This window comes from Mesorhizobium sp. BR1-1-13 (assembly GCF_020165515.1).
Classification (GTDB): domain Bacteria; phylum Pseudomonadota; class Alphaproteobacteria; order Rhizobiales; family Rhizobiaceae; genus Mesorhizobium.
In genome coordinates, this window is record NZ_JAIUIH010000005.1 from 353102 (window position 1) to 379351 (window position 26250).

Below are 26250 nucleotides of genomic sequence, written 5' to 3' on the forward strand. Positions count from 1 at the left end.
GGCGACAACAGTCTCGGTGTGAGAGACTTAGGCCGCGACGGGAGGCTCAGAGCGTAGCCTGGATCGAGCCTATGAGGGCCGAAATGGCGTGCTTGTACTTTTCGAACTCCGGCGATGTCTGACGGATTTCGGTGGTGGTGGTTTGCGAGCTGACGTTGGTGGCCAGACGGCTCAGCTTATGGCCCATTTTTCTTTCGGCCCAGTCCACCACATAACTGGCTGTCTTGCCGGTGAGAAAGGGGTTGGCCTGGATGACGGCCGATCCCAGCACAGCGCTCAGTTGCGCCGATCCTGCTGCCGACAGCACCTGATGTGCGCCTTCCATTCCAAGGAAATGACAAAGATAGAGTCGGCCCGCCGTGATCTGGTGACCGCGCTGACGAAGGTAGGCCTCGCCTTCGCGCGCCAGATTGCGCACCATCTCTCGCGAGATCGTGGCGTCGTAGCGCAGAGCGAGCAGGTCGGCGGTCGAAAGGGAGCGGGCAAGCTCCGGGCGATAGGTATTCATCATCCTGATCCACGTCTTCGTTATGAACTGGCCAGCGCCGGTTGCAGAAGAATTAGGATTTTTGGCGCGAGCACTGCCGCCACTCTCGACATGAACGATGCGCTCGGTGAGCGTTTCGACGGCGGAGTCGTCTGAGGCGACGGCGGTAACCGTGCCCAAGGGGTCGATTGCCTCGCCATTTTGATAAAGTTCGAAATGCAAATGAGGTCCGGTCGAAAGCCCGGTGGTGCCGATATAGCCGATGATGTCGCCGGCCTTCACCTTGGTGCCGGCGCCGCCTTCGATCGCAAATTTCTGCATATGGGCATAACGCGTCTCACGGCCGTTTTCGTGCGAGATCTTGACCAGATTGCCATAGCTTCCCCCGTCGCCCTGGAAGGTGATCTCGCCATCGAAGGCGGCTGCGATCGGTGTGCCCACGGGCGCCGCCCAGTCGACGCCCTTGTGGATGCGCACGGTCCCAAGGATGGGGTGCTTGCGTGGCCCGAAGGTGGAGGTCATGACACCATTGACCGGCGTGACCATGCCATTGGTGACTGTCAGCGAGCGAACCTGATCATCACCCGTCACGCACGCAAACTGGCCATCGCTTTGCTGGAAGACGAAACAGTCGAGGCTATTTTCGCTCCCCTGGACGCCCACATAAAGCACCCGCCCCGCCCCCTCGTTCTTGTCGCGTGGCGTCTGCGAATAGATCAGCACCAGACGCTGATCCTCACTTGCAAAGGCGTCCAGGTCCTGTCCTCGCGACAGATACATGATCGCCTCGCCGATCACACTGGTCGGAACACTGTTGCGGGCTGCTGTCGAATAGATGGCGTCGAGCAGACGGTACTGTCGTTTGTGGGTGCCTTCTTCCTGTGCGCCCGAATAGTTGAACAGATCTTCGCGGACCCAAGGATCAACCCCCGAGACGAATGCGCCTGCGGCGTCACGCGTCAGCGTGCCGACAAACACGTTCTTGGCGTAGATCGAAACCTGCATCAGGGACATTGTTGTCGTCTCGCGCGTCGGCCTGAACCCGCGCATGGCAACGACGTAGCCCGCTTCCAGACCGTCCCGGTTGAAAACTGCCTTGAGGGCCTCTCCTGCCAGCTTGGCATCGTCTGCGGAGAAATGCGCGTCCAAGGCTACGCTATCCAGAGTGCGATCGTTGAGGACCTTCACGAACGTGTCTTCAGTCGCCTCGAACCGCTGATACTCATTCGTGACGGCCGCCACGCTCGTATTGTTTTCGATCTGGGTCTTCTGGAATGTCGGTAGGGCTGCATCGCCTGCATCGATCGTCTCACCCCAGCCCGCTTCGGGATCGTCGGCATCCGCCTTTTGATTGGAACTGGCCTCAAGTTTGCTCGTGGCAGGCGACGGCTGAAGATCGTTCTGCAGATCGCTGGATGGCGCGTCAGGCGTGTTCCGTTGTGCCTGGAAGAATGCGAAATCCTCCTGCGTCGACGGTATTGTCGTCATGAATTTTTCGCTGGCGCTCAGCATGACATCGGACAGGACTTCGATCTGGGGCGAAACGCCGGCCTGTTCGAGTTCTGCGGGGCGCGGGAGCACTCTGCCCTTCGTTGCGGCCCCGGCATCTGGCGCAAGGGTTATCCACATCGGGTCCCCCGCCAGGTCGATAATGGCGGGCACGTAGATGGATGCGTCGGCCGGCACATCGTCCGCTCCCTCGACGGCGTGCAACTCCTCGTCTTCGTCGCCGAATGACCAATAGTCGGCTGTAAGGTAGAAACCGGCGGCAACGGAAAGCAGCAAAGCCAGGACCATGCCCGCCGTGAGCCTGCGCCATAGCGTGCGCCGGCGAAGGGCGGCGCGCGCCTGCTTCTTCTGCCTGAAGCTCGTGTCGAGATGGTGCGTCACGGATTGCTTCCGGTTAGGAAGAACGTCCACCGTACTTGTTCGAGCGTATCGACTTCGAGAAATTGCGCGGCGATGTGGCCGCGCTGCCAGCATTCGTCAATGCCACGGATCGAGAAACGTCGCCGATCGATGCACATTTCGGTCGATCCTGTGAGGATGGCGTGACCAAACACGTCCGTTGCATAGATGTAGACGTAACGGTTGGTCAGCTCCTCCCGGATGACGTTCACGCATTGATTTGCTCCAATGGTCCACCAGCCGTCGGTCTGGTCCGCATCGTCGACTTTCTGGCCGACGGCGAGATTGACGACATCGAGTGTCTGATTGCAGACCGTGAACTCGGCTCGCGCTTGGCTGGACGACAGCACGGCCAGCAGTGCGGCGCCCAAGATGACTGCTAGCCTGATGCGCCGGGTCAGGGCAGATAAGGCCCGCACCGGATCATCCTGCTTTCCAGGCAGGGCGGCAGACAAGTGGGACAAACACGAGCAGCGGCGTTCCATCGGCGCCCATGCTATCCGCCGAGCCGAAAATACTTGGCAGTGGCTGAGAACTGAGATCCGTCGGTTTCGATTTCCTCGAGGATTTTCGGCAACAGCTCAGAAGCCGGCGTCGGATTGGAGAACGAAGCCGCCTGAATGTCCTGAGGGCCAGTGATGACGAGTATTATCTGCGGCACGGATTTTCCAGCAGCCTTGTCGGCTGCGCCGAGACCAATCGGGATCCTGAAGGTCGCCTTGTCCGATTCTGCGACGACGCGGTCGTCGAGATTGAACACCATGCCTTTGTGATCGATCAGCAGGAGGCTGGAAATGAGCCCGCCACGCGTCACCAATGTGCCGCTGATTGGCGTGCCGTTCGGCACAGATGTCCGGTCAAGCACAAGCTTCGGCTGGGCGTTCCCAGTCTGCCCAAGAAAGCGCAGAAAATTGGTCACCTCGCATTGGCTTGGTTCAATGAGGCGGACGCTGATGTCGGGTTCGACATGGAATCTTGCCTGGAAATCGGCGAGCATGCGCTCGAATGGCTGGACCGCCGTGCCAAATCCTTCGATCGCGCCGGCTTTGTCGCTAGCAGACGTCACGGCAGCATAAAAACAGTCACCGCCGCCGAAGTGGCGAACCCAGGCAGTTCGTTGCGCGATATCGTCGACGCTGGCGGGCATCGCTGGTTTGGGGACGTTCAACGCCACGACGGGTTGGTCCGGCTGTTTGATTGTCGGCAACCCAGAATTTTGGCTGTCGGCGTTGGCGATGACCGGTGGGGCGGCATTGGATTTGGGTTCCGGTGTTGGGGGTGCCGCCGGCGGATTCGTCCGTAGCTCGGGCGTTTTGGCCTCGACAATCTCTGGCTGAGGCGGCGGTGGTGTTTGGACTGCTTCGGCTGGTGGCAGGGTTGGGGCGGTCGCCTCTGACGGCGACACCGGCGTTTGCCTATCGGGGGCCATCGCATCGGAGCGGATCGGCGACGATGCCTTTTCGGGCGGCTGCGCGTCCGTCGCGGGTGGCTTTGGCGGGACCTCGGTCCGCAAGGGGACGTCGACGGGCTTTGCCGCCTGCGGCTTTTGCGCTGCCACAGCATCTGGCTGGTCCTCGGCGGGCCGTGTGGAGGCCTGCCCTTTCGGCTGCGCAGGCGGAACCGCTTTGGGCGGCGCGGGGGTGTTACCGACAGTGTGCGTCGGAGCGGGCTTCGGCGTTTCGGGCGCGGGCCTTGCTGGCTCGGCAGCGGAAAGCGACGTCGTGCCCACGGTCGGCGTCGCGGGCGTCATGATGCCGTTCAGATAGAGGCCACCTCCAGAGGCGACAGCCAGCGTCGCCAAGGCGGCGAGCGTAATGGTTCGGGTCTTTGTGGATCGGCCAGGCACATCAGCCGTGCCCGCCCCCGAGGCGACGACGGCCGGACCTCGCGGCCCAGACAAAAGCGGGGGCCGCATATGCTCGACAAAGCGCTGCCCGCCTGAACCCGTCGCGGGCACATTGTCATGTCGCTCGACTTTCGGCGGCCGGGCCTCATTCTTGCTTTCCGGAGCAGAGCCTTGCCCTGTGCGCTTCAGCCCCGGCTGTTCGCGGAGCGTGACGGAAGGCGGCCGCATTGTCGCCTCGTCGTCGTCACGGGTCATTATGGCGACTTCCGCCATGCTGACCGGCCGGTCCCGCGGATCCGGTTGCAGCATGGCTTCGACTATGCCGCGAAAATCGTCATCGATATCGGAAAGATCGGGCACAGTCCGGCGCTTTTCGATGACTTCGAACTGCGAGCCGCTCATATCGATCGGCTTGCCGCGCAAAGCGGCGACCAGCACCAGCCCCAGGCTGTAGATGTCGGACTGCTCACTGACGTCGCCGCCGTAGAGCCCGAGTTGCTCGGGTGAAACGTAGTTGTACTTTCCCGCGAACTTTCCGCCGATCAGGGTCTCCCCGCCCACGGTCGCCGAGCGTGCGATACCGAAATCGATGATCTTTGCACGGTCAACCCGGTCTCCCGGCAGGATGATGTTATCTGGCGAGAGGTCGCGGTGTATTGCTCCGGCCTGGTGCACAGCGCTTAGGCCGGACGCGAGGCGGTGGCAGAGCTTGCGTACCTCTGCCGTCGGCATCGCCCCACGCCGCATGATGTCGAACAGCGATGCGCCGTCGACGAATTCCATGGCGAGGTAGGGACGACCGATGCCCGGATCGATCGTGAAGACGTGATAGCGGACGACCGCATCATGCGAGAGGTGATTGAGGATAGTCGCCTCTTTGCGAAACAAGGACAAGATCGTTTGGTCGCGGGCGAACTCTGGCAAAACGATCTTGATGGCGACATGGTCGCCGGTCTGGATGTTGTGGCCCCGGTAGACCTCGCCCATGCCGCCGAATGCGATCCGCTCGTCAAGTTCATAGATGCCACTGAGTTGCGTGCCCACGACGGTATTGGCTGCGCCGGGCGATATCCGCGTCTTGTCGTCCTCGCTCATCAGCGTCGCCCCTCCGCTTTGGACAGATCCGGACGAGGCGATTGTCTAACGTCCCCGCCGCCGATCTTCACAAGCACGACGGTCACATTGTCAGTCCCGCCACGCGCCAGAACCATTTCCAGCAGGTTTTCGCAGGCCGCCTGAGCTGTTGCGGACACGGTCGCTGCCTTGATTTCGGCATCGGTGACATGCGCCGTTAGGCCATCCGTGCTCAACACAAAGACGTCACCCGGCAGGATTTCGCCTTGCTGGAAATCGATGACAACCTCGTCGTTGACGCCGACCGCCTGGGTAATGACATTGCGGCGCGGCCAGGTGAGCGCTTCGGCTTCGGTGAGCATGCCTGTGTCGAGGAGCTCCTGCACTTCGGTATGATCTTTCGAGATCTGCGAGATCTCGGCGTCGCGGATCAGATAGACGCGGCTGTCACCAGCCCAGAGGCAGGCAAACCGCCCGTCCATGACCAGTAGTGCAGCAAAAGTGGAGCCGATTGTTATGCCGCGCGATTCGGATATGCCGCGGATCTCGGCATTGGCCCTGCTCAGCCTGTCCTCGAAGCGCGCCCGAAGATCAGGTGCGGAGCTTGCAATCCCGATCGTTGCAAGGTGATCGACGATACTGGCTGAAGCGACCTCTCCGGCGTCGTGCCCACCCATTCCGTCGGCAACCGCCCACAGGCCAGTTTGGGGCTCGACCAGGTAGTTGTCTTCGTTGAGCTCCCGCACGCAGCCTCTGTGGCTGACGCCGAAGCTTTCAATGGGAAGGGCGACATTGTTCAATTTGCCACCAAACGCTTCTTCAGCGTCCTCCGCGGCGCACCTTCGGGCGCGCGCTCACGCCACTTTGCCATAGGCTCAGCCATTAAAGTATCGAAAACTAAAATATGTTGGCATCTGGTTTTGCGCTTCGGCGGCTTGCTATCCAACATCTCCGTCTCAAAACGCCTTGGGACAGGTGAACCCGGAAAGGGCAGGGAGCAAGAAGGGGTTGGTGCCCGAACCTGTCTGGATCGTATAGGTGACGTCGCGGCCGCCGATCACGAAGCGGGCCTGCTGGCTTCCGTCATTGCCGGTGATGGCAGCCTTGTCCAGAAGCCGCTTCAGGGCCCACGGCCCTTCGAACTGGATGGCGGAATCGCGGCCTGGCATTTCCGGCGTCAGGTTTAGACTGGCGGATCCCGAAGCTGTGCCGATAGGCCAGGCCACCGTGCCTGGTCTGTTGCCCGTTTGGTTGCTCTGGATAGTCTGACCGTCGACATCGAGTATCGCCGTGTCGGCATCGGCATGCAGGGAGAAGGGTGTGAAGGTGATGCTGACGGAGGGCACTGAACCGCCCGATGGAAAAAAGGCATTGCGGATTTCCGCGGCGAGCTGGAAATCCTTCAGGGTCGATTTCGACAGGTCACGTCCAAAGCGCGCATCCTGTTTCCAACTCCAGTCCTGGCCGGTCATGTCTATCAGCGAGGCAAGATATTGTGCGAAGAACCGGTCCATCAGCCCGCCAGGGGCGAACAGTTTCGCGAAATCCTCCACCGCGATATCCTGCGCGCCGTTGCCGTCGAAGGGGTAACGACCGTTGATCACTGCCTCACAGGGCACTGTGACCGCCTGGTCAAGTACCTGGTTCAAGTTTGCCACCGAGGTTTCGGCGACGTTGCCTTCAAACTCATCTGCCGTCGCGTTGACCATCCGGCCGAGCTGCTTGGGCAGACGCGACACATTGGCGCGAAGGGTGGCTACTTGCAGCTGCAAATTGCTATTGACGCGCTCCATCTGCGACGGAACGTCGGCCGCCAGTCGCAGGCTTTGATAGATATCGCTGAAGTTCTGGGTCAGTGCATCGATTGGGCGGTGTCCGGCAGGGCCGTTTACCAAGGTCTGGAAGGATCTGAACCGCGCTTCAATGTTCGCGCCCGGACTCAGGTTTTGTGCGTCAGCGGGCCTTGTGCCGGCGCGACCTTGCGATTTGCCTTTGGCGATGTGTATGCCGATGCGGGCCAGGCCCTTGGCTAAATCAACGGCGCTCCGTTGCTGGTTTGGAGCCGTGCCTGCTTCGGCCTCGGCGCCCGGACTGTCACCTGGATCATGCGTCAGAGCCGTTTCATTGGCGATCGCCGCAAACAGCTGCTTTATTGGCGAGGTAGGGGAAGCAGCGGCTGAAAGGGCTATGTAGTGCGGCTTGTCTGCCAGCATCGTCTTGAATTTCAACTGGTCGAGAACGCTGTTCCACGCTGCGGCGAACTCCTTCCCGTAGCGATCGAGAAGTTCGGGCCCGAGCTCGAGCAATCGCTGATCGATGTCGCCCTGTTCGCCGCCGCCACCGAGGACCCATTGTTCGTCGACAAGCATCTGCGCAAGGCGCGAAAGCTGGGCAAGGTAGAACTTGTTGAAGCCGGCATAGGTGTAGATCCCGGGGACGCGAAGGCCCGACACATCACTGCCGTCGGTGCGCTCGAACAGCAGCTGCGCTTCCGGGCCACCTTTGAAGGAAACGGAAAAGTCATCCAGCGCGGCCGCGTATGCTGCCGACCTGATCAAAGCGGTCGCCCTATCGGCAAGGCTCATGCGACCGAGAGAGCGTTGGGCGGCTTCAACAAGCGGCTGGTTCAGTTCGAAAATGGGATCATAGGCGTCGTCCAATGCAAGCATTGCATGCAGATGCTTTTCGAGGTGACCGCGTCCTTCTCGGTTGTTTTCGCCTGGGTATCGGTTCTGTTCCCAATCCTGCTTCATCCAGGAAACGATCAGCGCGTCATCGACCTTCGGTGCCTGGCCGCCAAGCATCAAGTAGATTTTCAAAGGTTCGTAGAGTGCGACGGGATCGCCCATCTTGGCTTGGATAGTACGCTCCGCCTGAATGAGCAGGCGCGAGCGGAACATGCGTTCCAGCGCTTGCCGATAGGCGGTTTCGGATGCCGAAAGAAGTCTCTCCCGCTGACTGAGGCCGAATGTCTCTCTGACCGGTGTCGGCAAGCCGCCGGTATCGAACCCGGCAGGCAGGTCGCGCAATTGGTCGAGCGGGCCGATGACGTTTTCCAGGTCGACATCGGTCACCGTCGTCGCTTTGAGCAGCGTATCAGCTGTTTCGCGATATTGGGCCACGGCCTGAGCCGTGGAGGCGATGAGCGAGCGGTTGGCCGCGAAGCTCACGGCCAGCGCCCCCAATATGGCGGTTGCGATCAAAGCAATTGCGGCGAGCCCGCAATATCTGACGATCGCCGCCCGCCGGTCAGCTGATCTGTCGGATGAAACCCAACCGGATTCGGCAAAAATGACGTCCGTCAGCAGATCGTGCAGAAAGAAGCTTTTGCCGGTTCCGGAGAGATGAGGTCGGGAGTTGCTGCCGAAATCGCGACCAATGGCGCCCAGCACCTGATCGATCGGCGTTCCTTCTTGCGTGCCTGACGAAAAATAGAATCCGCGCAGGCTGACATTGACCTGGGTGCGCACCGGGTCGAACACGCCGGTTACAAAATTCGCAATTCGGCCCTTGAGGGCGCCGAACTGTGCCGGGAAGCCAAATATGGCGATCCGCGTGACCGGATCGGTTTCTTCCTGGAGGCGGTCGGTCATCTCCTCCGCCAGTCGATTTGCCAGCGCATCGAATTCGGCGGGGGCCTGGCCGGACATGTTCCTGTCGCGCTCTGCGGTCTGGAATGTGGCTCCCCATACTTTGCGTCTGCGTGGCTCATCGAAGCCGCCGAAATAATCCATGAACCCCGAAACCAGATCAGCCTTGGTGAAAAGCAGATACACTGGAAACTGGATTTTGAGCGTCTCGTAGATTTCTCGCAGGCGGCTGCGTATCTGGGTGATGTGCGCATCCAATTGCTGATCGTCGAGGCTGATGAGATCGGCCAGGCTGATGGCCAAGATGACACCGTTTATCGGTTGCCTGGTGCGGTATCTCTTGAGCAGCGACAAGAAGGCGAGCCAGCTCTTGTTGTCGCGTTCAGCGTTGGAATCTTGCGTCGTGTAGCGCCCGGCCGTGTCGATCAGCACGGACTGGTCGGTGAACCACCAGTCGCAGGAGCGAGTGCCCCCAACGCCAGCCACCGGCTGAGCATCCCCCGAACCGGCAAGCGGAAAATTAAGACCCGAATTGACCAGTGCCGTCGTCTTCCCCGCCCCGGGCGGGCCTATGACGACGTACCAGGGGATCTCATAGAGGAAGTTGCGCTTGCCGCTAGATCGCTTGAGGGCAGCCACGGCCTCAACCATGCGCGCTTGAAGCACCCGCGAATCGTCGCTGAGGTCGTCATTATGTGCAACGGCAGTCTCGAGCTTTTTTTGCGCGCTTTTCGCTTGCCAAAAACGCAGCCCATAAAAAACAACGAGTATTGAGGCGATCACACCGATTATGGTCGCGCGCAGCCAGGTAGGTCCCAGAGGACGGACATCGGCGAAGCGGATCAACGGTCCCGCAAACCACACAGCCGCGGCGAAACCGGCCAGCGCCATCATGCTGAATATCCGAACCAGCCACAGCCTCATCGGCGTTGCCAACAGAGGGCCTTCATAATGTCTCTTCCTTGGCGATCATCACGTCGACACGGCGGTTCTTGGCGCGGCCTTCCGCCGTCGCATTGTCGGCGATCGGCTCGTCCTCGCCCTTGCCATCCACCGATAGCCGCGAGGAATCGCTGAATTTCGATGCCATCATCGATTCGACAGCCTTCGCCCGGGCGACGGAAAGGTCGTAGTTGGATTTGAAGGGGCCCGACCTTCGCGGCTTCACATTGTCCGTGTGGCCGACAATCCGGATTGGACCGGGTTCGGGCTCCAAGGCTGCGGCGATATCCGCAGCAATGGGCTGGAAATCCGGCTTCGCCTCGGCCCTGCCGGACTGGAACAGCAGAAGATTGTTGATTTCCACCACGATGAAGTCGCCCTTCGTGCCGACGGTCAGCCCACCGCCTTCGACGTCCTTGGCCAGTGCTGAGCGAATACGATCGATCTGCTTGATTGTCGCCGCGGATGGGGTGACTTTCACCGGCTCAGCCAATAGCGCGACGCTAGCTCGTTCGATGGCGACTGGTGTGGAGGGATTGAGTGCCAGCAGTGTGCCGGCGGTGGCCTCGCCTGCATCGGTGAGGAAGACCCGCAACGCGAAGAATGTCGCCGTCAGCAGAGCCGACGCCGCTGCCGCAAGGACCCAGAGCGGCAGACGGGCGGACGGCTGCGCCATCGTCGCCGCCAGACCCTGCCAGCGCGGCGAGATGTCCTCACCGGCGCGCGCTCTGAAGTAGCGGAGCGTCTCGTAGACGTCGCGTCGAACGCGTTCGAGATTGTTTTCTTCTCGCGTCAGCCCTCGATACTGGCCCTCAAAACCCAGCGACAGGCAGGCATGCATCAGTTCGAGCAGATCGTAGTGCTTTTCGGGATCGGCCAGGATCTTGTTGAGGGCTTCATAGAAGCCTGTTCCAGCCGAGTCGGTGTGAAAGAACTGCGACAGCATGCTGTGCCGCGCCCAGGCATCGTTTTGTGGCCAGGGTAGGTTGCCGATGAGATCGTCGACGGTTTCACACAGGGCAAATTTTGCAATCCGGGCATCTTCTTCGGCAAGCCCTGATTTCGCCAACGTTCTGTCGAACTTATCGATCGCTTCGGTGACATGTTCTGCCAACAGCTCCGCTTGCCTCTTCACCGGGACGAGCCTGAGCTGGCCGACCAGCATCAGCAATGGTGCGGCGGCTGCAAGGATCGGGTTTGCGGCGGAATAACTGACGTTGGCCGCGGCACCGACCAGGGTCTCCTGCCGGATGGCTGGCATCGGAACTGCCACGGAAGCACCGACTTCTGCCGCGCCGGATTGAGCGCCTTGATCAATTACGGTCCCAGATGTCCAGCCAGGCGCATTGCGCAGGCCGATGCCGGGATCGAACACCGTTGATTCCTTCATCCGGGAGGACAGCCCGCCATCCGCGACGGGCTCCGGAGGGGCCGGCTTCGGCTCGCGCCTTGGAGTGGCGCGAATGACGGTCTTGCCCGCGGGGCCGAAAGGATCGTCCTTCGAGCTCATCGCCCACCGTCCCGCAGGCGGCGCCAGAGGGTCGCAAGGTGGATTGTGAACGGACAAAGGAAATTCAGGCGCTGCTGTCCAGGGCTGTGTCCGCAGCAAGGGTGGTTAACAGACGCTGTCCCGCCGTAACATGACATTTGCCGCAGACCCCAGGTTAATCAAACCTTACCCGATTGGCGAACTGTCGCATGTGACTCTAATCTCAGAATTCGTCGATTGGAACCGACGTCTTGTACGGAAGCCACTTTCTTCGCCGACGACCACACCACGGCTAGGTTGCAGCAGTCTATTTTTGCTTTGCGGCTTTGGCGTAGGCCTCACTGAAATAGGCCAGGAATATGTCCAGCATGCCATTTTCGTGTGCTTCCTCCATGGTCCGCCACATCGCGACATAGGCATCCCAGGCCTGGTTCTTCTTCGACGTAAACGAGGTAGGGGGAAGTTTCCTGCCGATCGCCTCAGGCGACAGGTCGTCAAGCAGCCGGGAGAGCGCGGCTTGCATTGCGGCATAGGTGGCAAGTTCGTGCGTCTTGAGATCACGGAATGCGTCTTCAATACTGCGCCTAGCATCAAGATAGCCGGCCCGGCGACGGGCGAACATGATTTCGAGGATGTCGTCGGTTCCTGGGACGAACTTCAGCGGATTGTTGTCGGCGGCGCTGATCATCGTCCGTTGTGGGCTCTTGGCCAGCATTTTCGCGGCCGCGCGCGCTTTCAGCAGCACGCTCAGTTCCTCGACCACCGCCCGCAGCACCGCGCCGATTTCGGCCGCGACTTCATGGCGGTCGCGCGATTGAAGCAATTCCGGCGAGATACCGGCTCCGATGGCGATTTCCCGCAGCACGTCGTCCCTGGTCGAAGGGAGAGGCGCAGGTCGCGACAAGGACGGCGATGCAGGAACGCGCCGGTCGGGCATTTGGTCTCCCGAAGTGACGATTGGCTCATCGGCGAATTCGAACGGCTTATCCGTCGCGACGGGCCTGTCTCGTTGCGTCGAACCGTGGCTTGGATGGCCTGTCGCGGCGCCCTCATCGTCGATGGATACGAAGATGACATAGCGGCCGATCAGCACCCGGTCGCCGTGATCCAGCCGGTGCGTGCCGGTCATGCGCTGGTTTGACCCGTTGATATAGGTCCCGTTGCGCGAGACATCATGCAACCAAAACGCGCCTGACTCGTATCGAACCTCGCAGTGCCGGCCGGAGATGAACTTGTCAGGGTCCGGTAATGTCCAGTCACAGGCCTCCCGGCCGATTTCGAAACCACGATCGCGCGCCGCGTAGCGGGTCGAATTGCCAGCGGGTAGGGCGTCGGCATTGTTGATTTGCAGGCTGATGTACATCCTGGATCGCCGTCGATCGGTTACCGATATTGCGCCATTGTAGCAGTTTGCGCGCACAACGGGACAGCAGCGTTTCGGGATGATGAATCGAGGGGGCAAGCTCCAATGACCATGCGGCCCTTTGGTCAGCGGTATAACGTGTGCTAGTCTCAACACAGTTTGGTGCGGCGGGTCCAAAAGAAGTTCCTCAACGGGTTGCGGGACCTTTAAATCCTCCACACCAGCGGCCGCGTCCAGGAGGGGCACGACCATGCCGAACGAACGTGCCACGGTTGTCCAGACACCGGTTGGCTCCGAGCTGTTGACCTTCACGCATCTTGTCGGGCGCGATGAGATCAGCCGTTGTTTTGCCTACACGGTCGGGTTCGTGAGCACCGACTCCAATGTCGATCCGCTGAAGATGCTGGGTGGCCCGGTCTCGATCGAAGGTGAATCCGATCCGAAGCGCTGGTTCAGTGGCATCGTATCCGAGTTTCGGCTCACCGGGATTGAGGATCGGCTGGCCTACTATGAGGCAGTCATCAGGCCGTGGCTCTGGTTTCTCGGCAACACCAGCGATTGCCGGATCTTCCAGAACAAGAGCGTCGTCGACATCGTCAAGGACATCTTCAAGAAATACAGCGCGGCGGAATTCGATCTGCGCCTCCAGGGGTCCTATCCCCCGCGCGAATACTGCGTGCAGTACGATGAGACGGATTTGGACTTCGTCCAGCGGCTGCTCGAGCATGAGGGCATCTTATATTTCTTCGAGCACGATGACGGCAAGCACACACTTGTCCTGGCTGACGCGATGAGCAAGCTGAAGCCTGCGCCGGGCTACGAGAAAGTGCTCTACAACTTTGAAGGTCAAGGTTCCCGGCGTGATGTCGAGTACATCACCGCGTGGATACCGGGCAGTTCGGTGCGCCCCGGCGCTTATGCCCATACCGACTATGATTTCAAGAAGCCGGGCGCCGACCTCATGGCCAAGTCGGCCCAGCCGTTCAGCCACAAGCTGGCCGCCGGCGAGAACTACCGCCAGCCCGGTGCGCATCTCGAAGTGGGCCGGGGCGACAGCCTGGCCGCGATCCGGCGCGAGGAAATCCAGGCCGTGCACCAGCGCATCGCCGCCGTCGGCACCGTGCGCGGCCTCTATTCGGGCTGCACGTTCAAGCTGGACGGCTTTCCGCGTGACGACCAGAACCAGGAATATCTGGTGGTGAGCGCCGAATACAGGCTGTTCGACCCGGGTTACAGGCCCCATGCCGACGTCGACAGCGAGAACTTCCAGGTGATCCTCGGCGTGGCGCCGACCGCCGTGGCCTATCGCCCGCCACGGATCACGCCACGGCCAATCATGCGGGGGCCGCAGACGGCGACGGTGGTCGGTCCGTCCGGCGAGGAAATATTTACCGACAAATATGCCCGCGTGAAGGTCCAGTTCCATTGGGACCGTCTGGGCAAGAAGGATGAGAACAGTTCCTGCTTCGTGCGCGTATCGCAGACCTGGGCCGGTAGCGGCTGGGGGTTCATCCAGATACCGCGCATCGGTCAGGAGGTGATCGTCGATTTTATCGAGGGAGACCCGGACCTGCCGATCATCACCGGCCGGGTCTACAACGCCTCCCAGATGCCGCCTTACGGCCTGCCGGGCAGTGCCACTCAATCCGGCTGGAAGTCGGACTCCTCCAAAGGCGGCGGCGGCTACAACGAGCTGATGTTCGAGGACAAAGCCGGCTCCGAACTGGTCAACTTCCAGGCGCAGAAGGACCACAACCTTCTGATCAAGCACGACCGCACCAAGCTGGTCCAGCACGACCAGTCCGACCGCATCGACCACGATGCCAAGCACTCTGTCGGCCACAACCTCGACGAGGACGTCGGCAACAACAAGACGGTCAAGATCGGCGTCGACCAGACCACCAACATCGGTAGCAACGACACCGAGACGGTGGGTGCGAACCGTTCACTGACGGTGATGGCCAACGAGACCATCCATGTCGTGTCGAACTCAACCGAGAACATCGATGCCAACCACACGCAGACTGTCGGCATAGTCCAAACGATCACGGTGAAGGCAGCGCGTATCGATTCCGTGCTGGCGGCCGAAACGCGCGAGGTGGGCGGCTTTCAGAAAAATACGATTGGCGCGACCCGTACCATGAAGGTCGCCGTGAGCCAGAGCCACGATGTCGGTACAACCGACAGTTGGGAGATAGGATCAGACCAAACGGTGAAAATTGGCGGCAACCAGAGCTTCACCGTCACCGGCGATCATACTTCGGCGATCAGCAAGGGCCGAACCGCCAAGATCACCGCGGACGATGGCACCCAAATCGATGGAGCGCACTCTCTCAAAGTAGGCAAGGGCAGCGGCATCGACATCACCGAAGACAGTTCGATCAAGGTCGGCAAGAATCTGGTGATCGAAGCCGGCGACTCTATCACGCTCAAATGCGGCGATGCGACGATCAGTATGAAAAAGGATGGCACTATTGCCATCAAGGGCAAGGACATATCGATCAAGGGCAGCGGCAAAATCAACGTCAAGGCTGATGGCGACACCAAGATCGAAGGAAGTAATGTTCACAACAATTGAAGGTGCGCTTCATGGAGGTTCTGGATCGTATCGATGGAGTGGTGATCGGGCTGCTGATCGGGATCGATGATGGGTTTCCGCTTGTCGTGTTTGTCGGCAATAAAAGCGAGACCGCTGTCAAGGCGCGTAGTCTGGCAGCCCTCGAAAATTCGTCTATCGGCTCTGAAGTGGCATTGTTATTCGAAAGCGGGGATCCAGCCCGACCACTGGTGGTTGGACGCATCGTAGAACCCAAGCGCAATCGCCAAGACATGCAAGTGGTTAGCGACGGCGAGACTGTAACAATAAATGCTACTGACCGCATCGAGTTGCGTTGCGGCCTGGCGTCCATCATCCTTGAGAAAGACGGCAGGGTTTCGATTCGCGGCAGCCATTTGTCCAGTCACGCAAGTGGCACAAATCACATACGAGGCGGTGCAGTTCATCTCAACTAGGCGGTTCCCGATGCAGCGCATCGCGACGATCGCGACCATCGTGACGCAGCATGTGGAGGACGCAGCCTTTTTGTGGTCGCGTCGCCGCCGTGAAATCGACGGCCAGATTCTCGGAGAAATCGACATTGGTCGTATTGACCAGCGGCTTGATGCCAATCTGGAAGGCTTGTTCGCTTCAGGAGAAGCTGCCTGGAAACTGGCAGTTGCCCGCTTTTCAGACTATGCCGAACCAGCCGAACTTTTTGTCATGGGCGCGCTTGCCTTCCATTGGGGTGACGGAACGGCCATTTCGGCCACGCTTGAAGCTGCGGCTTCCATCGGGGAGGGCGGCATTCAAGGCCTGTCGGGTGCGATCGCCCGTATGCCGTATGAGCGGCTGCGGCCCCACGTCGGCAAGTGGTTGGATGCTAAGGAACCTCTGCTGCTCAGCCTCGGGCTCAGTGCAGTCTGGCATTGCCGGGTCGATCTGGGAGTGCGGCTCAACGATCTGATAGCCAACGATGACATAGGCGTTCGCACCCGCGCGATCCGTTTGGCTGGCGCAATCAAGCGCCGCGATCTGCTCCCCGCAATCCTGAAAGCGCTGGATGCAAATGACTCCGATGAACGGCTGACGGCAGCTTGCGCCGCATGCGTGCTCGGCGAGGCGCTCAGCGCTTATCCGGCGCTCGACAAACTTGCGCGCCTGGAGCCAGCTATTGCTACCCAAGCCTTCAAGATGCGTTTGCTGGCCACTCCGGGCAAAGCCGGCAAGAGTTGGCTCCAGGAGCGTCTTGATCAGTCTTCGCTGCATGCACAAGCCATCGCGGCAATCGGTCTGTTTGGCGACAGATCGATCATGCCATGGCTGATCGAGAAGATGCGCGAACCTGATCTTGCTTATTCTTCCGGCCTCGCTTTGCGCGATTTGTTTGAAGTGGATTTCAACGACACCGATGTGTTCACAATAGATCCACCGAGCCTCGGCGAGAAATTCCATCAGATCGAAGATTATCCCCTACCGGTCGCGGACAAGGTCGAGACATGGTGGGACAAGGGCCGCGGGCCGGACAAGCATGAACGCTTCCTGTCGATGTGCCGTTTGAAGCTTGACGCCTATCGCGCCGCGCTCGCAAATCCATTCGCACCATTGGTCGACTGGCGGCGGACACGCCAGTTTCCGGCGTGGATGTAGGCTTTCAGTTCTACGCAAAGCTCGGATCAGCGGACGCCGACGCGACTGACTACCGCAGCTGCGCGCAAACCGCCTTCGGAGGCAACCTCGACCATGGCCACCGGCCCCGGTGCATAACCCTTCGTGAGACTATCCGCCGCCACCATGAGCGCCAATGCACCGCTCGCTGCACCGATGTCGCCGACCGTCATAGCAGGATAGGCGGTGGGCAAGATTTCCCGGCGGGTACGATAGAAGCGGGAACGGTAGATAAGCGCCTCGAGCGCGCCGTAGCGTTCTCCATTTCCGTTGGAAACAACGAAGTTGATCTGCGGCTCGGCTGGCCCTGGGCCACTTGCCGCCTTGCGTAGAGCGTCAAGCATTGCCCGACCTTGGCTATAGCGCGTCGTCAAAGCCGCATCGCGCTCGCTGAAGACAGCAACATTGTTAATGGTCGCGGAGTAGGGAGCGTGTTGGTTGGGGCGGAGCGCAAGGTTGACGAATGCAGATCCCTCTCCGGGTACGAGCCCCTGCGCGTTCTCAGCATTCTTTAGCCGTCTGGCCTCGCCCAGTCTCGCAATATCGTACTTATTCACAAGGTTATCGACGCCACCGACAATGACCTGCGCAATTCCAGGGTGGTGAAGCATTTCGGCAGCGATTTCGACAGCATGGATGACCGCCGCCGCGCCACCGTCAATCTGAATAGATGCTGCGTTGAAATCATGCTTGGTTTCGCGAATGACCGATTTCAGGAATGTCGCCCTAGGGTTTGCATCAAATGCAGGATGAGAGCGAAATGACTCAGGAAGAGTCATGATGACGGCTGTTTGCGACGCCGGCTTATTGGTTCCGGCTAATGCGTTCGAAAGCGCGCGGGCTGCAAGATTGCGCAGCCAAGCGAAAGGTGTTTCTGCCTTTGCTGCGTGGGCCGGGATGACTGCAGAGATCTGCACGACGAGTTTATCGTCGAACAATAATGTTTCTTCTAATGCCGAATGGGCAGCTCGAAATGAAGCCAGCGTTTGCCTCGCGTCCAATCCGGCCGCGGTCGTGGCGCCTGCTCCCACGATATGAATCGGCCCGTTCATTGGCTCCACTGTGGGCGGTCATCGGTATGCCGTTCCGCAGCCCCAAGCGGGAGGTGCGTCTTTCTCTTGCGCATCGCCAACAGGTACGCTGGTGTCACGTAGCCAAATACAACAGCGAGAAGCGGCGGTTGAATTCGCTCGATAATGCGACAAAAGCGGGATTTCAGAGTGACGCGGGAAAGGTCAGGTTCGATGATAATGGTGTCCGCGATGAATCTTTCATATTCAACCCTATCCGCATAGACCAGGTGCACAGGAGCGATGACGTGTGGAAGGCGGAAGTCCCAGCGACCGTTTTTCGTCATCCCTACGAGGCTCACCTGATCGTTGCCGACCAAACGCTCCATTTGTTGATCGGCAGGCGCACACAGATTGTACCGTGGGTCAAAGTCTTTGGGGGGAAGAGGCCATTGTGTATCGATCCAGTGCGGATCGTACGTGCCGGCAAGCTTGAGCCGCGGTTGCCACCCACGTCCGATGACTCCGAACCCGGCTGGCCTGGGCTGGCTTGCAAGACTATTGATATTGTCGGTTGGATAAAAAATGTTGGGTGCTTCGCTGGTAACGGTCGTGTCCGGGGAGCGAGCTTTCCCAAAGCCGATGCCAACAGGATTCTTCTCGTATACCCTGCCATCTGCCGTTGCGCCGCCAAAGGCTCTTTCATAGACGATCGCCATCTTGACGAACGGATCCGGCGCGCTGAAGCTGCCCATCGCAAGCGAACGATCGCCTACGACACGAAGAACCTTTCTGACGGATCCAATTCGCAATCCAACCTGCATTTCCTGTACAGGTTTACCACCCGGTGCATAAGCCATGCCATTGACGATGACTTCAACGCCCGGCTTGTGGGAGGCTATGTCGGCTTCGTACCGGTTTGAAGAGAAGGCACCATCCCGGAACGGTTCGTCGCCGAAGATGACAGGGACTTGTTCCTCGGCCACGACGATAGCCCCATCTTCAGACACAGAGAAACTGGCGGACAAGACGACTACAAAGTTCTCTTGCCCGTCCGCATCTAACTGAACAATCGAACCAGCGGTGAAAGATGTCTTATTCTCAATGAGGATGTCAAACGGCATTCATCAACACCAATCACCGTTCCTGTCCAACCCGATCGGCCAATAGGGCAAAGCTGACAATAGCTGGAGGAAGTCTTCGTTTTGCTGATCATAGAACCATTTGATCGCAAAGGTTTCGGGCGGAACCCAAAAATCTGGACGACCGCGGTTTTGTTCGTCGCAAGCGAGCCAATATTTCCGAATGACGCCAGTCAGCATGCGATGATCGGCTGGACCGGCAATCCGGTCGCGCAAAAGTTGGGCGATGGCGTTTTTTTCTGACACGCCAGTTGCTTGGAGGCTATCGATCTTTGCTTCCCAAACGGCGCGCGCGTTGTCGTATGCGTCCTTAAGGTCCCGGCAATAATCAGCGAAAAGCGCCTTGCATTCGGGCGGAGCGTCGTCATACCCGATGCGGGCGGTGGCATAATCACGTTTAGTATAAACATCTTTCGGTGCGTTATGCAGTCGATGGATGCCACTGTAGATATTATGGTCTGTTCTCATCCTTGGCATGTCAGCACAACTCAAGTTTTTCGTTTTCGCCAATTGGAAGATATAAGAATTTTTGCATATAACCCCAAAGATCAGGAGCGTAGCCCTTGATTTCATCGAGGAGCAGCACGTTTGGCGGTACGGGTGTGGGTACAGTTTGCGCCGCAGATGCCTCCTTCGCATCTGTGCCCCAACCTTCGTAGATTAAGTTGTCCGTACGATAATCCTCATATTCGCCAACTGCTTTGTTGAGGTCATGCAGAACGAAGAAGTAGCGCCTGTATATCTCTATGACCCGGGGATGAGGAATAAATCCGCAAGGCCAACGAACATACGTAAGGTTTTCTTCGACTTTCTCAAGTCGATCTTTTGTCGATGCCCACCACTCAAGCAAGTGCGGAATCTCGGCGCGGACCTCCGCGGCCCACATCAGCTGGATCTTCTCATACTCGTGGATCAGATCGTCATTTGTCTTAATGTCGGTCATATTGCTGCACTCGTCGCAGCCTTCATATTTGCCACAACATCCTCATGTGGTAGATGAGACATCTTTCCCCCTTGGCTGCTGCTATGCTCCGGGCAATGAGGAACGACCGTCATCTTCTCGTCCTTCATCGCGTCTTTGAACGCCTGTGGACTTGGGTCCAGGTGGCAGCCGCCCATTTCCCAGCAAACATTCTCCGGAGGCTGGTGATCCGCGCGATGGCGCGGCTTTCCCGTTGCCGCATAATCGTCGAGCTTTTTTTGAATCTGGGCTTTGAGTGGAGGAACGGCAGTTTTTAGATCACGCACGCATTCCCAGCATTTGCTGTCCTTCTTATTGACGGAGTCGCGCTGATTTTCTGTCGTTGCCTGACGATGCTTCTTACCGTCATAGTGAGGGTCGCATTCCTTCTCCAGCGACGTGAGAGAAAGTGTTTTCTTGAAGTTGACCATCGCTTGCGCGTCGATGCAATTTGGCAGGTCGCTTGCGGTATTCTGGGCCATCATGTCGCCATGTCGATCGGCGCCTTTTCCTTCGACCTTCACGACGAAGGACCACAGTTTGAAGACGCCTTTCCCTTGTATCTTGTGAGTGACCACACCCGCTCCAAGCCCTTGTGTCGCAGGCTCGTTTCCCTTGCTGGTCGACACCTCGGAAGCGTTTTCCATAGCGGTTGGATTGCCCTGGATCTTGACGCTTTTGCTACCCTTGGCGAGATCGCCGGCCGAAAGCATGTTTACGTATGGGACTGGAACCGGACCGGCGGGAGGAGATGGAGGGCTGAGGCAGACATCACCCGGCGCAACACCTTGGCCGCTGCTGCCCTTGTGGAAGAACCCCATACTTTCTGCATAGACATTGTTACCCATCCTCAAGATACCTCGCTGGTTGGCCGCTCTGCGCGCATGATCGGCAATGCTTGCTCGGCAAGATCATAAATGTTGGCAAATTTGACTTCCTGGACCTCCCAGTCGATAGACCAGAAAGAAATTTCCGGCGTGGGATCAAGTTCGGCAATCTTCTTAAGCCGGCTCAGATTCTCGATGAGTTCTGGTGTCGTCCAGAAGTCGACCACGGCGGCCCTGACCACCGCGCAAACGGAGTCAAACCACGGGTCAGCTGCCCTAGGCGTACCTCCCACCATTGCAATTACGAACGGATATCTCCTGCCCGCCCGATCCTCACTCATCCGCCACGCTCCGGCGCAAGGCTGGTCGCTGAAGATGCCTTCCGGCACCGTGAAACGCCAGCAGCGCGAGTCCAACTCGCCCTCATCCGGCCGAGCGCGCAGTTCCATTGACATCCAGCGGTCCCAGCGGTCGATGAAGGTGCGCGGCAGGTTCCAGGCGACGAAATCTCCGGTCGCCGGAATCTTGCCGAAGAAGCCGGTGTTCATATCTGCGGCGGACATGTGAACTTCTTGAACATTTCCAGGTTGTAGGGGTTTTCTACGCTGGCGGCCTTGAGTTCGAAATCGGCCCACATGGCTTTCGTCCCGAGCCGCAGGCTATAGACATCGGTCAGCGAAGTGCCGGCGAAACGGCCACCGCGCAGCATCCTGAGCCACGCCCAACTGCCAGTCTCGTTGAGCATGATTTCGGGCGAGCCGTCGATCGGCTGGAATGCGAGTGAAATGACGCCGGTGCCGTCCTTGCCGGGCCACGTCATTGGTTGCGGCCTCGTAGCGTTGTTGTAGTAGACGAGATTCTGGCCATCGAGATTGAGCGTGACACGGGTCACGTTCGGGGAAAGATCCTTCGGTTCCAGCGTGAAGCTCATCACCGGTCCGGTACCCCCGGGAAAGAGGTCGTCGCGGATGTGCCTGGCCTGTTCGAAGGCTGCCAGAGCCGAAGGATCGAGGCCGAAATCGGCGCGCCATTTCCATGGCTGGCCAGTCGTATCGACATAGTTGATCAGGTGATCGTTGATGAAGCCGTCGATCAGTCCGGCCGGTCCGAACAGCCTGGCGAAATCACGCACATTGACGTCGACCGCACTGTCTTCACTGAAGGGATAGCGATCGTTTAGCGCTGCCTGGCAGAAAGGCAGTATGTCGGCGCGCCAGATGGCGTTGAGTTCTGAAGTGACCGCCTTCTGGGTCAAATTGCTGGTGTCGCCGGCAATCCCGCCCAGCCAACTGTTGATGGGGTCGGGCAGGATCTGAGCCTGCCTGGCGACCGCACCGGTGAGTTCGGCAAGGCCGCCCTGCTTCTTGATCGCGTCCTGCGGGTTGGGGTTGGCGGTGACCGTCTGCAGGACGTTCGAAAGCGCGGTCAGCGCTACAACGGCGGCATCCAGTGCCGGCGGCTGGCCTTCGACCTCGGCGATGGTGCTCTTGAGCGATTTGAAATGCTCGGCCACCAGATTTCCGGTGAGATCCACCTGGTCGGCGGAGCCGGCGCGGGGAAGCAGCTTGGCACCTGATGTCGCCAGCTTGCCGAGCTTGCCCAGCTTGCCGAGCAGCTTTGACGCGCCTTTAGTCGCCGCCTTGTTGTCGGCAGGCGCGTCATCGGAGCGCGTCAGTTCGGTCTCCTGGACGACCGCCGTGAGCAGCCGCTTCAGCGCCGAATCCGCGCTCGAAAGGTCTTTCAGATTTTCGCTGGCGACATTGAGATCGGTCAATGGCGCGAGCCTCATGTCCCGCAAGAAGCTGTCCCATTGCGCAATGTAGTCGTCATAGTAGAGCTTTAGAATATCCTCGGACAGCGCCGAAACCGAGGTCTCGGCGTTTTCCGAGCAGCCGCCGGCGAAAACGGCACGATCGAGCGCCGCCTGGGCGGCGACATCGTCGATGCGGTCGAGAATGACGTCGTGGAAGCCGGAATAGGTGAAAGCTCCCGAAATGCCAACGCGAAGTGTCTTGCCGGAACGCCGCGCAAACACCTTGCCCCCGTTTGGGCCGGCGAAATTGGCCGGTATCCATTCCTTCAGCCCGGTCACTGCCGGGTCGGCCAGCAACTGCTTGTAGCCACGTGCCGGCAAGGAAATGGTGCAAACTGTTTTGAGCGCTTCACCAAACAGGGCCTGGTCCGGTGCGATATAACTTTCATCGACGCTCATGCGCCGGATGGCGGCAAGCTGATGTTCTTCGGCATCGGCTGTCGGAAATGGTGCGGCGGCGGCGAATTCGGGCAGGCTGTTCACCCACCAGTTCTGGGCGTAATCGGCATCCATCTGCGACAGGCCGGTCATCATGCGATAGGTCTTGAGCGCACCGAGCATGAAATCCGGATCGCGAATCTGTCGCCACATCGTCGCCTCGAGCAGTGCCAGCATCCGTGGTTCGAGCACGTTACGCAGAGCGTGATCGTAGGTGTCGGCCTGTGCTCTGGCCAGTTCCGCCGAGGCTGATGGGCCTAGCAGATCCTGAGCCGCGCCCGGCGGTGGTGTGCGAGCGTTGGCAACCGCGTCCATCGCCTCGAGCGCCCCATCCATGGCAGGTTGCTCAACCGATGCAGGGTTGGCGGCAATTGCGGTCAGCGGCTCTTGCAGCGCCTCGAACTGGCTCGCCTGGGCCGCTATCGCGTTGCGGTTGTCAAAGTAGGCCCAGGTGAACAGCCCACCAGCCAGTAACGCCGCCGCCGCGCAGCCAGCAGCCGCACCCCGCCAGATCCAGGTGCGGCGGCGTTGCACCAGCGGGTCAAACGTGCCGAGACCTGCTTCCTTGAAGATGACATGGGTGAGCAGGTTCTTCAGGAAGAAGCTGCGCTTCTCGACCCTTGGTGCGGGCAGGGCCCGCCGGGGCGCAAGGCCGAAGGAAGAAGACAGCGCGGCGGTCAGCCGGTCGATGGGCGCCCCTTCCTGCGTCGCCGATGTCAGGTAGAGGCCACGCAGCCAAGCGGCCTCCTCATACCGGCTTTCGCCGAACATCGCTTCGACCAGCACCTGGATCGGTTCGGACAGGCTTGCGAGTTGGGCGGGAAACCGGAAGATCTCGGCACGGGCGGCGAGTTTGTCTTCGTCCTCAAGGCGTGGCACCAGGCGCCGTTCGAGCTCAGTCGCCAGCGTTGAGATTTCGCGTTCGATGGTCTTGGCATCCACACGTGCGTTCAACGCGAAGGTCGTTCCCCATACCTGCTCGCGCGAGGCGGTGGACAAGCTGCCGAAGAAAGCCTCGAAACCCTTGATCAGATCGGCCTTGGTCAGCATTAGATAGACCGGCAGCCGGATTTCGAGCCGGTCGTTGAGCTCGGCCAACCGGCGGCGGATCTTGCGGCCATGCGCCTTGATGGTTTCGTCGCCTTCCGAAAGCACGTCAATCGAAAGCGCGACGATCACACCGTTCAGCGCGCGGCGGCCCCGGTGCTTCTTCAAAAGGTCGAGGAAGCCCAGCCATTCCGCCGCGTCGACATCGGGCTGGCTCTCCTGTTGGACGTAGCGACCGGCAGTATCGATCAAAACCGCGTTCTCGGAAAAGAACCAGTCGCAGTTGCGTGTGCCCCCGACCCCCTGCAAATCGTCGGTAAGGTCGATCGGAAAGTTCAGCCCGGACTGCCGCAAGGCCGTGGTTTTTCCGGTCGCCGGCGGCCCGACGATGACGTACCATGGCATCTCGCGCAGAAACTTGCGCCCGCCCAGCTTGCGACGCTTCAGTTCGGCCATCACATCAGCGAACTTGGCACCGACGGCAGCGACGTTCTCTTCGCCCGGGCTAAGCGGCTTCTCCATCGCCGGCGCGGCAATCTCGGCGACGAACAGGCGGTTGGCACGGATCGCCCGGCGCTGGGTGACGATCAGCCAGACCAACCAGAAAATAACCAGCAGCGCGATGATGACGATGCGCACATTCTCGGAAGCGAAGGGCTCGTAGGGACCGACCCTGACGATCGGACCGAAGATCCAGATAACCAAGGAAAGCAGGGTGAGGCCGAGCAGCGTCCACAGCCAGCGCGAAGTCAGGACCGCCCAGATGAAGCGCAGGATGAACATCTCACAGCCTCTTTTCGACCATCACCTCGACGCGGCGGTTCAAGGCTCGCCCCTCGCGCGTGCTGTCGCTGGCCACGGGATCGGTGGCCGCCCGCCCCTCGGAATGCACCCGGTCCTGCGGCACTCCGTTCTGGACCAGCATGTCGGCGATCGTGCGGGCGCGAGCCTCGGACAGGCGCTGGTTGGTAGACAGCGGATTGGATTTTTGTAGTGGAACGCTGTCAGTATGACCGACCACCGTGATGTTTCCGATCAGGTCCTGATTGGCGAGGATCACCTTGGCGATCGACCCGATCAGGGGCTCGAAGCCGTCGGTCAGTTGTGGCCGCGACGACTGGAACAGTTCGGGATTGGAAGCCTGGATGATCAGCTTGGCAAGCGAAACGCTCTCGGTGCCGGTGAGAGCAGATTTAAGCTCGGCCGGTGCGGCGGCCTGAAATTCCGGCAACAGCGCAAAATCCACCTTCTCCGGTGGCGGGGCATCGACCTTGGGCGACGCACGGCTGATGTCGCCACGCGCAGGCGGGGGCAGGGCGCGAACAAGTGCGGACAGCTCGACCGCCTGGCTGCTCAATCCCATTGACAGCCCGATATGGATCGCTGTGGCAATAACCGCCGCGGCGAGCGCCATAACCCAGATCGGCACGATGAAGCGCTGCGGCTCGTCGGACGCGATGACACCTTTCCAGTTTGGGGCCAGCGGCGCGCCTTCGGCATCGGCATCACGCAGGACGCGGGCGGCCGCCACGCGAACGGCATTGAGCGAGCGGTCGCCTGACCGGCCAGGCACACGATATTTGCCACGGAAGCCCAGCGCCAGGCAATCGTACTGCAGCTCAAGCAATTCGCGATCCCGGTTCGGATGGCGCTCAAGTTCGTCGAGACGCGTGAAGAATTGCGTGCCGGCATCGACATCGCCGCGCAGCATGACCACAAGCGGCTGACGCGGCCAGGCGCTGGCGCCGCCCCATGGCGTGTTCAGGGCCAGGTCGTCGAGCAAGGCCGCCACCAGCCAGGCTGCCTTGTCGGCCCGCTCCATCGAGGAACCCGTTGACATTGCAGTGTCGCGTGCACGAACCAGCTCTTCGAGCAATCGGGTCCGCAATATTTCCGGATTTTCTGGCGGCAGCGCGCTCTCAAGCTCGGGAGCGAACTCGAGCAACGGCGCGAATGCGTTGACGAGCGCATTCGGGTGGGTGCGAGACCGCTTTACTGGCGCGCCCGGCAAAAGGGGCGCCAGGGGCCGCGGCATCGGGGCGCCACTCAATTTTATGCGAGTGCGTTCGCGATCCTCCGCCAGTCCGAAAGGATCATCGGCGCTCATCA

Annotated in this window: 18 protein-coding genes; 3 read left to right on the plus strand and 15 right to left on the minus strand. The window is 59.9% G+C overall.

The features are described 5' to 3' along the window. Nucleotides 1–46 precede the first annotated feature (46 nt). The 7 genes from LB533_RS15235 to tagH form a co-directional block, all read right to left on the minus strand. Nucleotides 47–2377, minus strand: coding sequence for a M23 family metallopeptidase (locus tag LB533_RS15235; protein WP_224677601.1), 2331 nt, complete (start codon nucleotides 2375–2377; stop codon nucleotides 47–49). Continuing rightward, a complete protein-coding gene (locus LB533_RS15240; protein ID WP_224628628.1) occupies nucleotides 2374–2880 on the minus strand; it encodes a DUF1036 domain-containing protein in 507 nt (168 codons plus the stop codon). Before LB533_RS15240 ends, LB533_RS15235 begins: the two co-directional genes overlap by 4 nt. A gap of 11 nt (nucleotides 2881–2891) precedes the next feature. Then, entirely contained in the window at nucleotides 2892–5336 is a 2445-nt protein-coding gene (locus LB533_RS15245) for a serine/threonine-protein kinase (RefSeq protein ID WP_224677603.1), read from the minus strand. Next, nucleotides 5336–6115: a PP2C family protein-serine/threonine phosphatase gene (locus tag LB533_RS15250; RefSeq protein WP_224677604.1), complete on the minus strand. Its 780-nt coding sequence runs from the start codon at nucleotides 6113–6115 to the stop codon at nucleotides 5336–5338. The genes LB533_RS15245 and LB533_RS15250 overlap by 1 nt, the downstream gene beginning before the upstream one ends. Nucleotides 6116–6271: 156 nt before the next feature. Then, nucleotides 6272–9829, minus strand: coding sequence for a type VI secretion system membrane subunit TssM (tssM, locus tag LB533_RS15255; protein ID WP_224677606.1), 3558 nt, complete (start codon nucleotides 9827–9829; stop codon nucleotides 6272–6274). Nucleotides 9830–9851: 22 nt separating this feature from the next. Beyond that, a complete protein-coding gene (gene tssL / locus LB533_RS15260) occupies nucleotides 9852–11222 on the minus strand; it encodes a type VI secretion system protein TssL, long form (protein ID WP_318012500.1) in 1371 nt (456 codons plus the stop codon). A gap of 421 nt (nucleotides 11223–11643) precedes the next feature. Then, entirely contained in the window at nucleotides 11644–12699 is a 1056-nt protein-coding gene (gene tagH, locus LB533_RS15265) for a type VI secretion system-associated FHA domain protein TagH (RefSeq protein ID WP_224677610.1), read from the minus strand. 250 nt (nucleotides 12700–12949) lie between these two features. Here tagH and tssI point away from each other — a divergent pair, with 250 nt between their 5' ends. The 3 genes from tssI to LB533_RS15280 are packed head-to-tail and all read left to right on the plus strand — an operon-like array spanning nucleotide 12950 to nucleotide 16885. Next, nucleotides 12950–15277 carry a type VI secretion system tip protein VgrG gene (tssI, locus tag LB533_RS15270; protein WP_224677612.1) on the plus strand — a complete coding sequence of 776 codons (2328 nt, stop codon included), beginning with the start codon at nucleotides 12950–12952 and terminating at the stop codon, nucleotides 15275–15277. Nucleotides 15278–15288: 11 nt separating this feature from the next. Beyond that, nucleotides 15289–15711 carry a DUF6484 domain-containing protein gene (locus LB533_RS15275; RefSeq protein ID WP_224677614.1) on the plus strand — a complete coding sequence of 141 codons (423 nt, stop codon included), beginning with the start codon at nucleotides 15289–15291 and terminating at the stop codon, nucleotides 15709–15711. 10 nt (nucleotides 15712–15721) lie between these two features. Beyond that, complete coding sequence (locus LB533_RS15280) at nucleotides 15722–16885, plus strand: hypothetical protein (protein ID WP_224677616.1); 1164 nt, start codon at nucleotides 15722–15724, stop codon at nucleotides 16883–16885. A gap of 26 nt (nucleotides 16886–16911) precedes the next feature. Here LB533_RS15280 and LB533_RS15285 read toward each other — a convergent pair whose 3' ends face one another. From LB533_RS15285 to icmH, 8 genes are read right to left on the minus strand one after another with little or no spacing between them, the layout of a single operon-like run. Further along, on the minus strand, nucleotides 16912–17955 hold the full coding sequence (locus tag LB533_RS15285; protein WP_224677618.1) for a beta-ketoacyl synthase N-terminal-like domain-containing protein: 1044 nt from the start codon (nucleotides 17953–17955) through the stop codon (nucleotides 16912–16914). Further along, nucleotides 17952–19037: a DUF2169 domain-containing protein gene (locus tag LB533_RS15290; protein ID WP_224677620.1), complete on the minus strand. Its 1086-nt coding sequence runs from the start codon at nucleotides 19035–19037 to the stop codon at nucleotides 17952–17954. Before LB533_RS15290 ends, LB533_RS15285 begins: the two co-directional genes overlap by 4 nt. Before the next feature lie 3 nt (nucleotides 19038–19040). Next, complete coding sequence (locus LB533_RS15295; RefSeq protein ID WP_224677622.1) at nucleotides 19041–19523, minus strand: hypothetical protein; 483 nt, start codon at nucleotides 19521–19523, stop codon at nucleotides 19041–19043. Nucleotides 19524–19533: 10 nt separating this feature from the next. Continuing rightward, nucleotides 19534–19998, minus strand: coding sequence for a hypothetical protein (locus LB533_RS15300; protein ID WP_224677624.1), 465 nt, complete (start codon nucleotides 19996–19998; stop codon nucleotides 19534–19536). After that, nucleotides 19995–20864 (minus strand): PAAR-like domain-containing protein, encoded by an 870-nt coding sequence (locus tag LB533_RS15305; protein ID WP_224677626.1) that lies wholly within the window; start codon nucleotides 20862–20864, stop codon nucleotides 19995–19997. Before LB533_RS15305 ends, LB533_RS15300 begins: the two co-directional genes overlap by 4 nt. A 2-nt stretch (nucleotides 20865–20866) precedes the next feature. Further along, on the minus strand, nucleotides 20867–21406 hold the full coding sequence (gene tagF, locus LB533_RS15310) for a type VI secretion system-associated protein TagF (RefSeq protein ID WP_224677628.1): 540 nt from the start codon (nucleotides 21404–21406) through the stop codon (nucleotides 20867–20869). Further along, nucleotides 21388–24924: a type VI secretion system membrane subunit TssM gene (gene tssM, locus LB533_RS15315; protein WP_224677629.1), complete on the minus strand. Its 3537-nt coding sequence runs from the start codon at nucleotides 24922–24924 to the stop codon at nucleotides 21388–21390. The genes tagF and tssM (LB533_RS15315) overlap by 19 nt, the downstream gene beginning before the upstream one ends. Before the next feature lies 1 nt (nucleotide 24925). After that, complete coding sequence (gene icmH, locus LB533_RS15320; RefSeq protein ID WP_224677630.1) at nucleotides 24926–26248, minus strand: type IVB secretion system protein IcmH/DotU; 1323 nt, start codon at nucleotides 26246–26248, stop codon at nucleotides 24926–24928. Nucleotides 26249–26250: the final 2 nt, after the last annotated feature.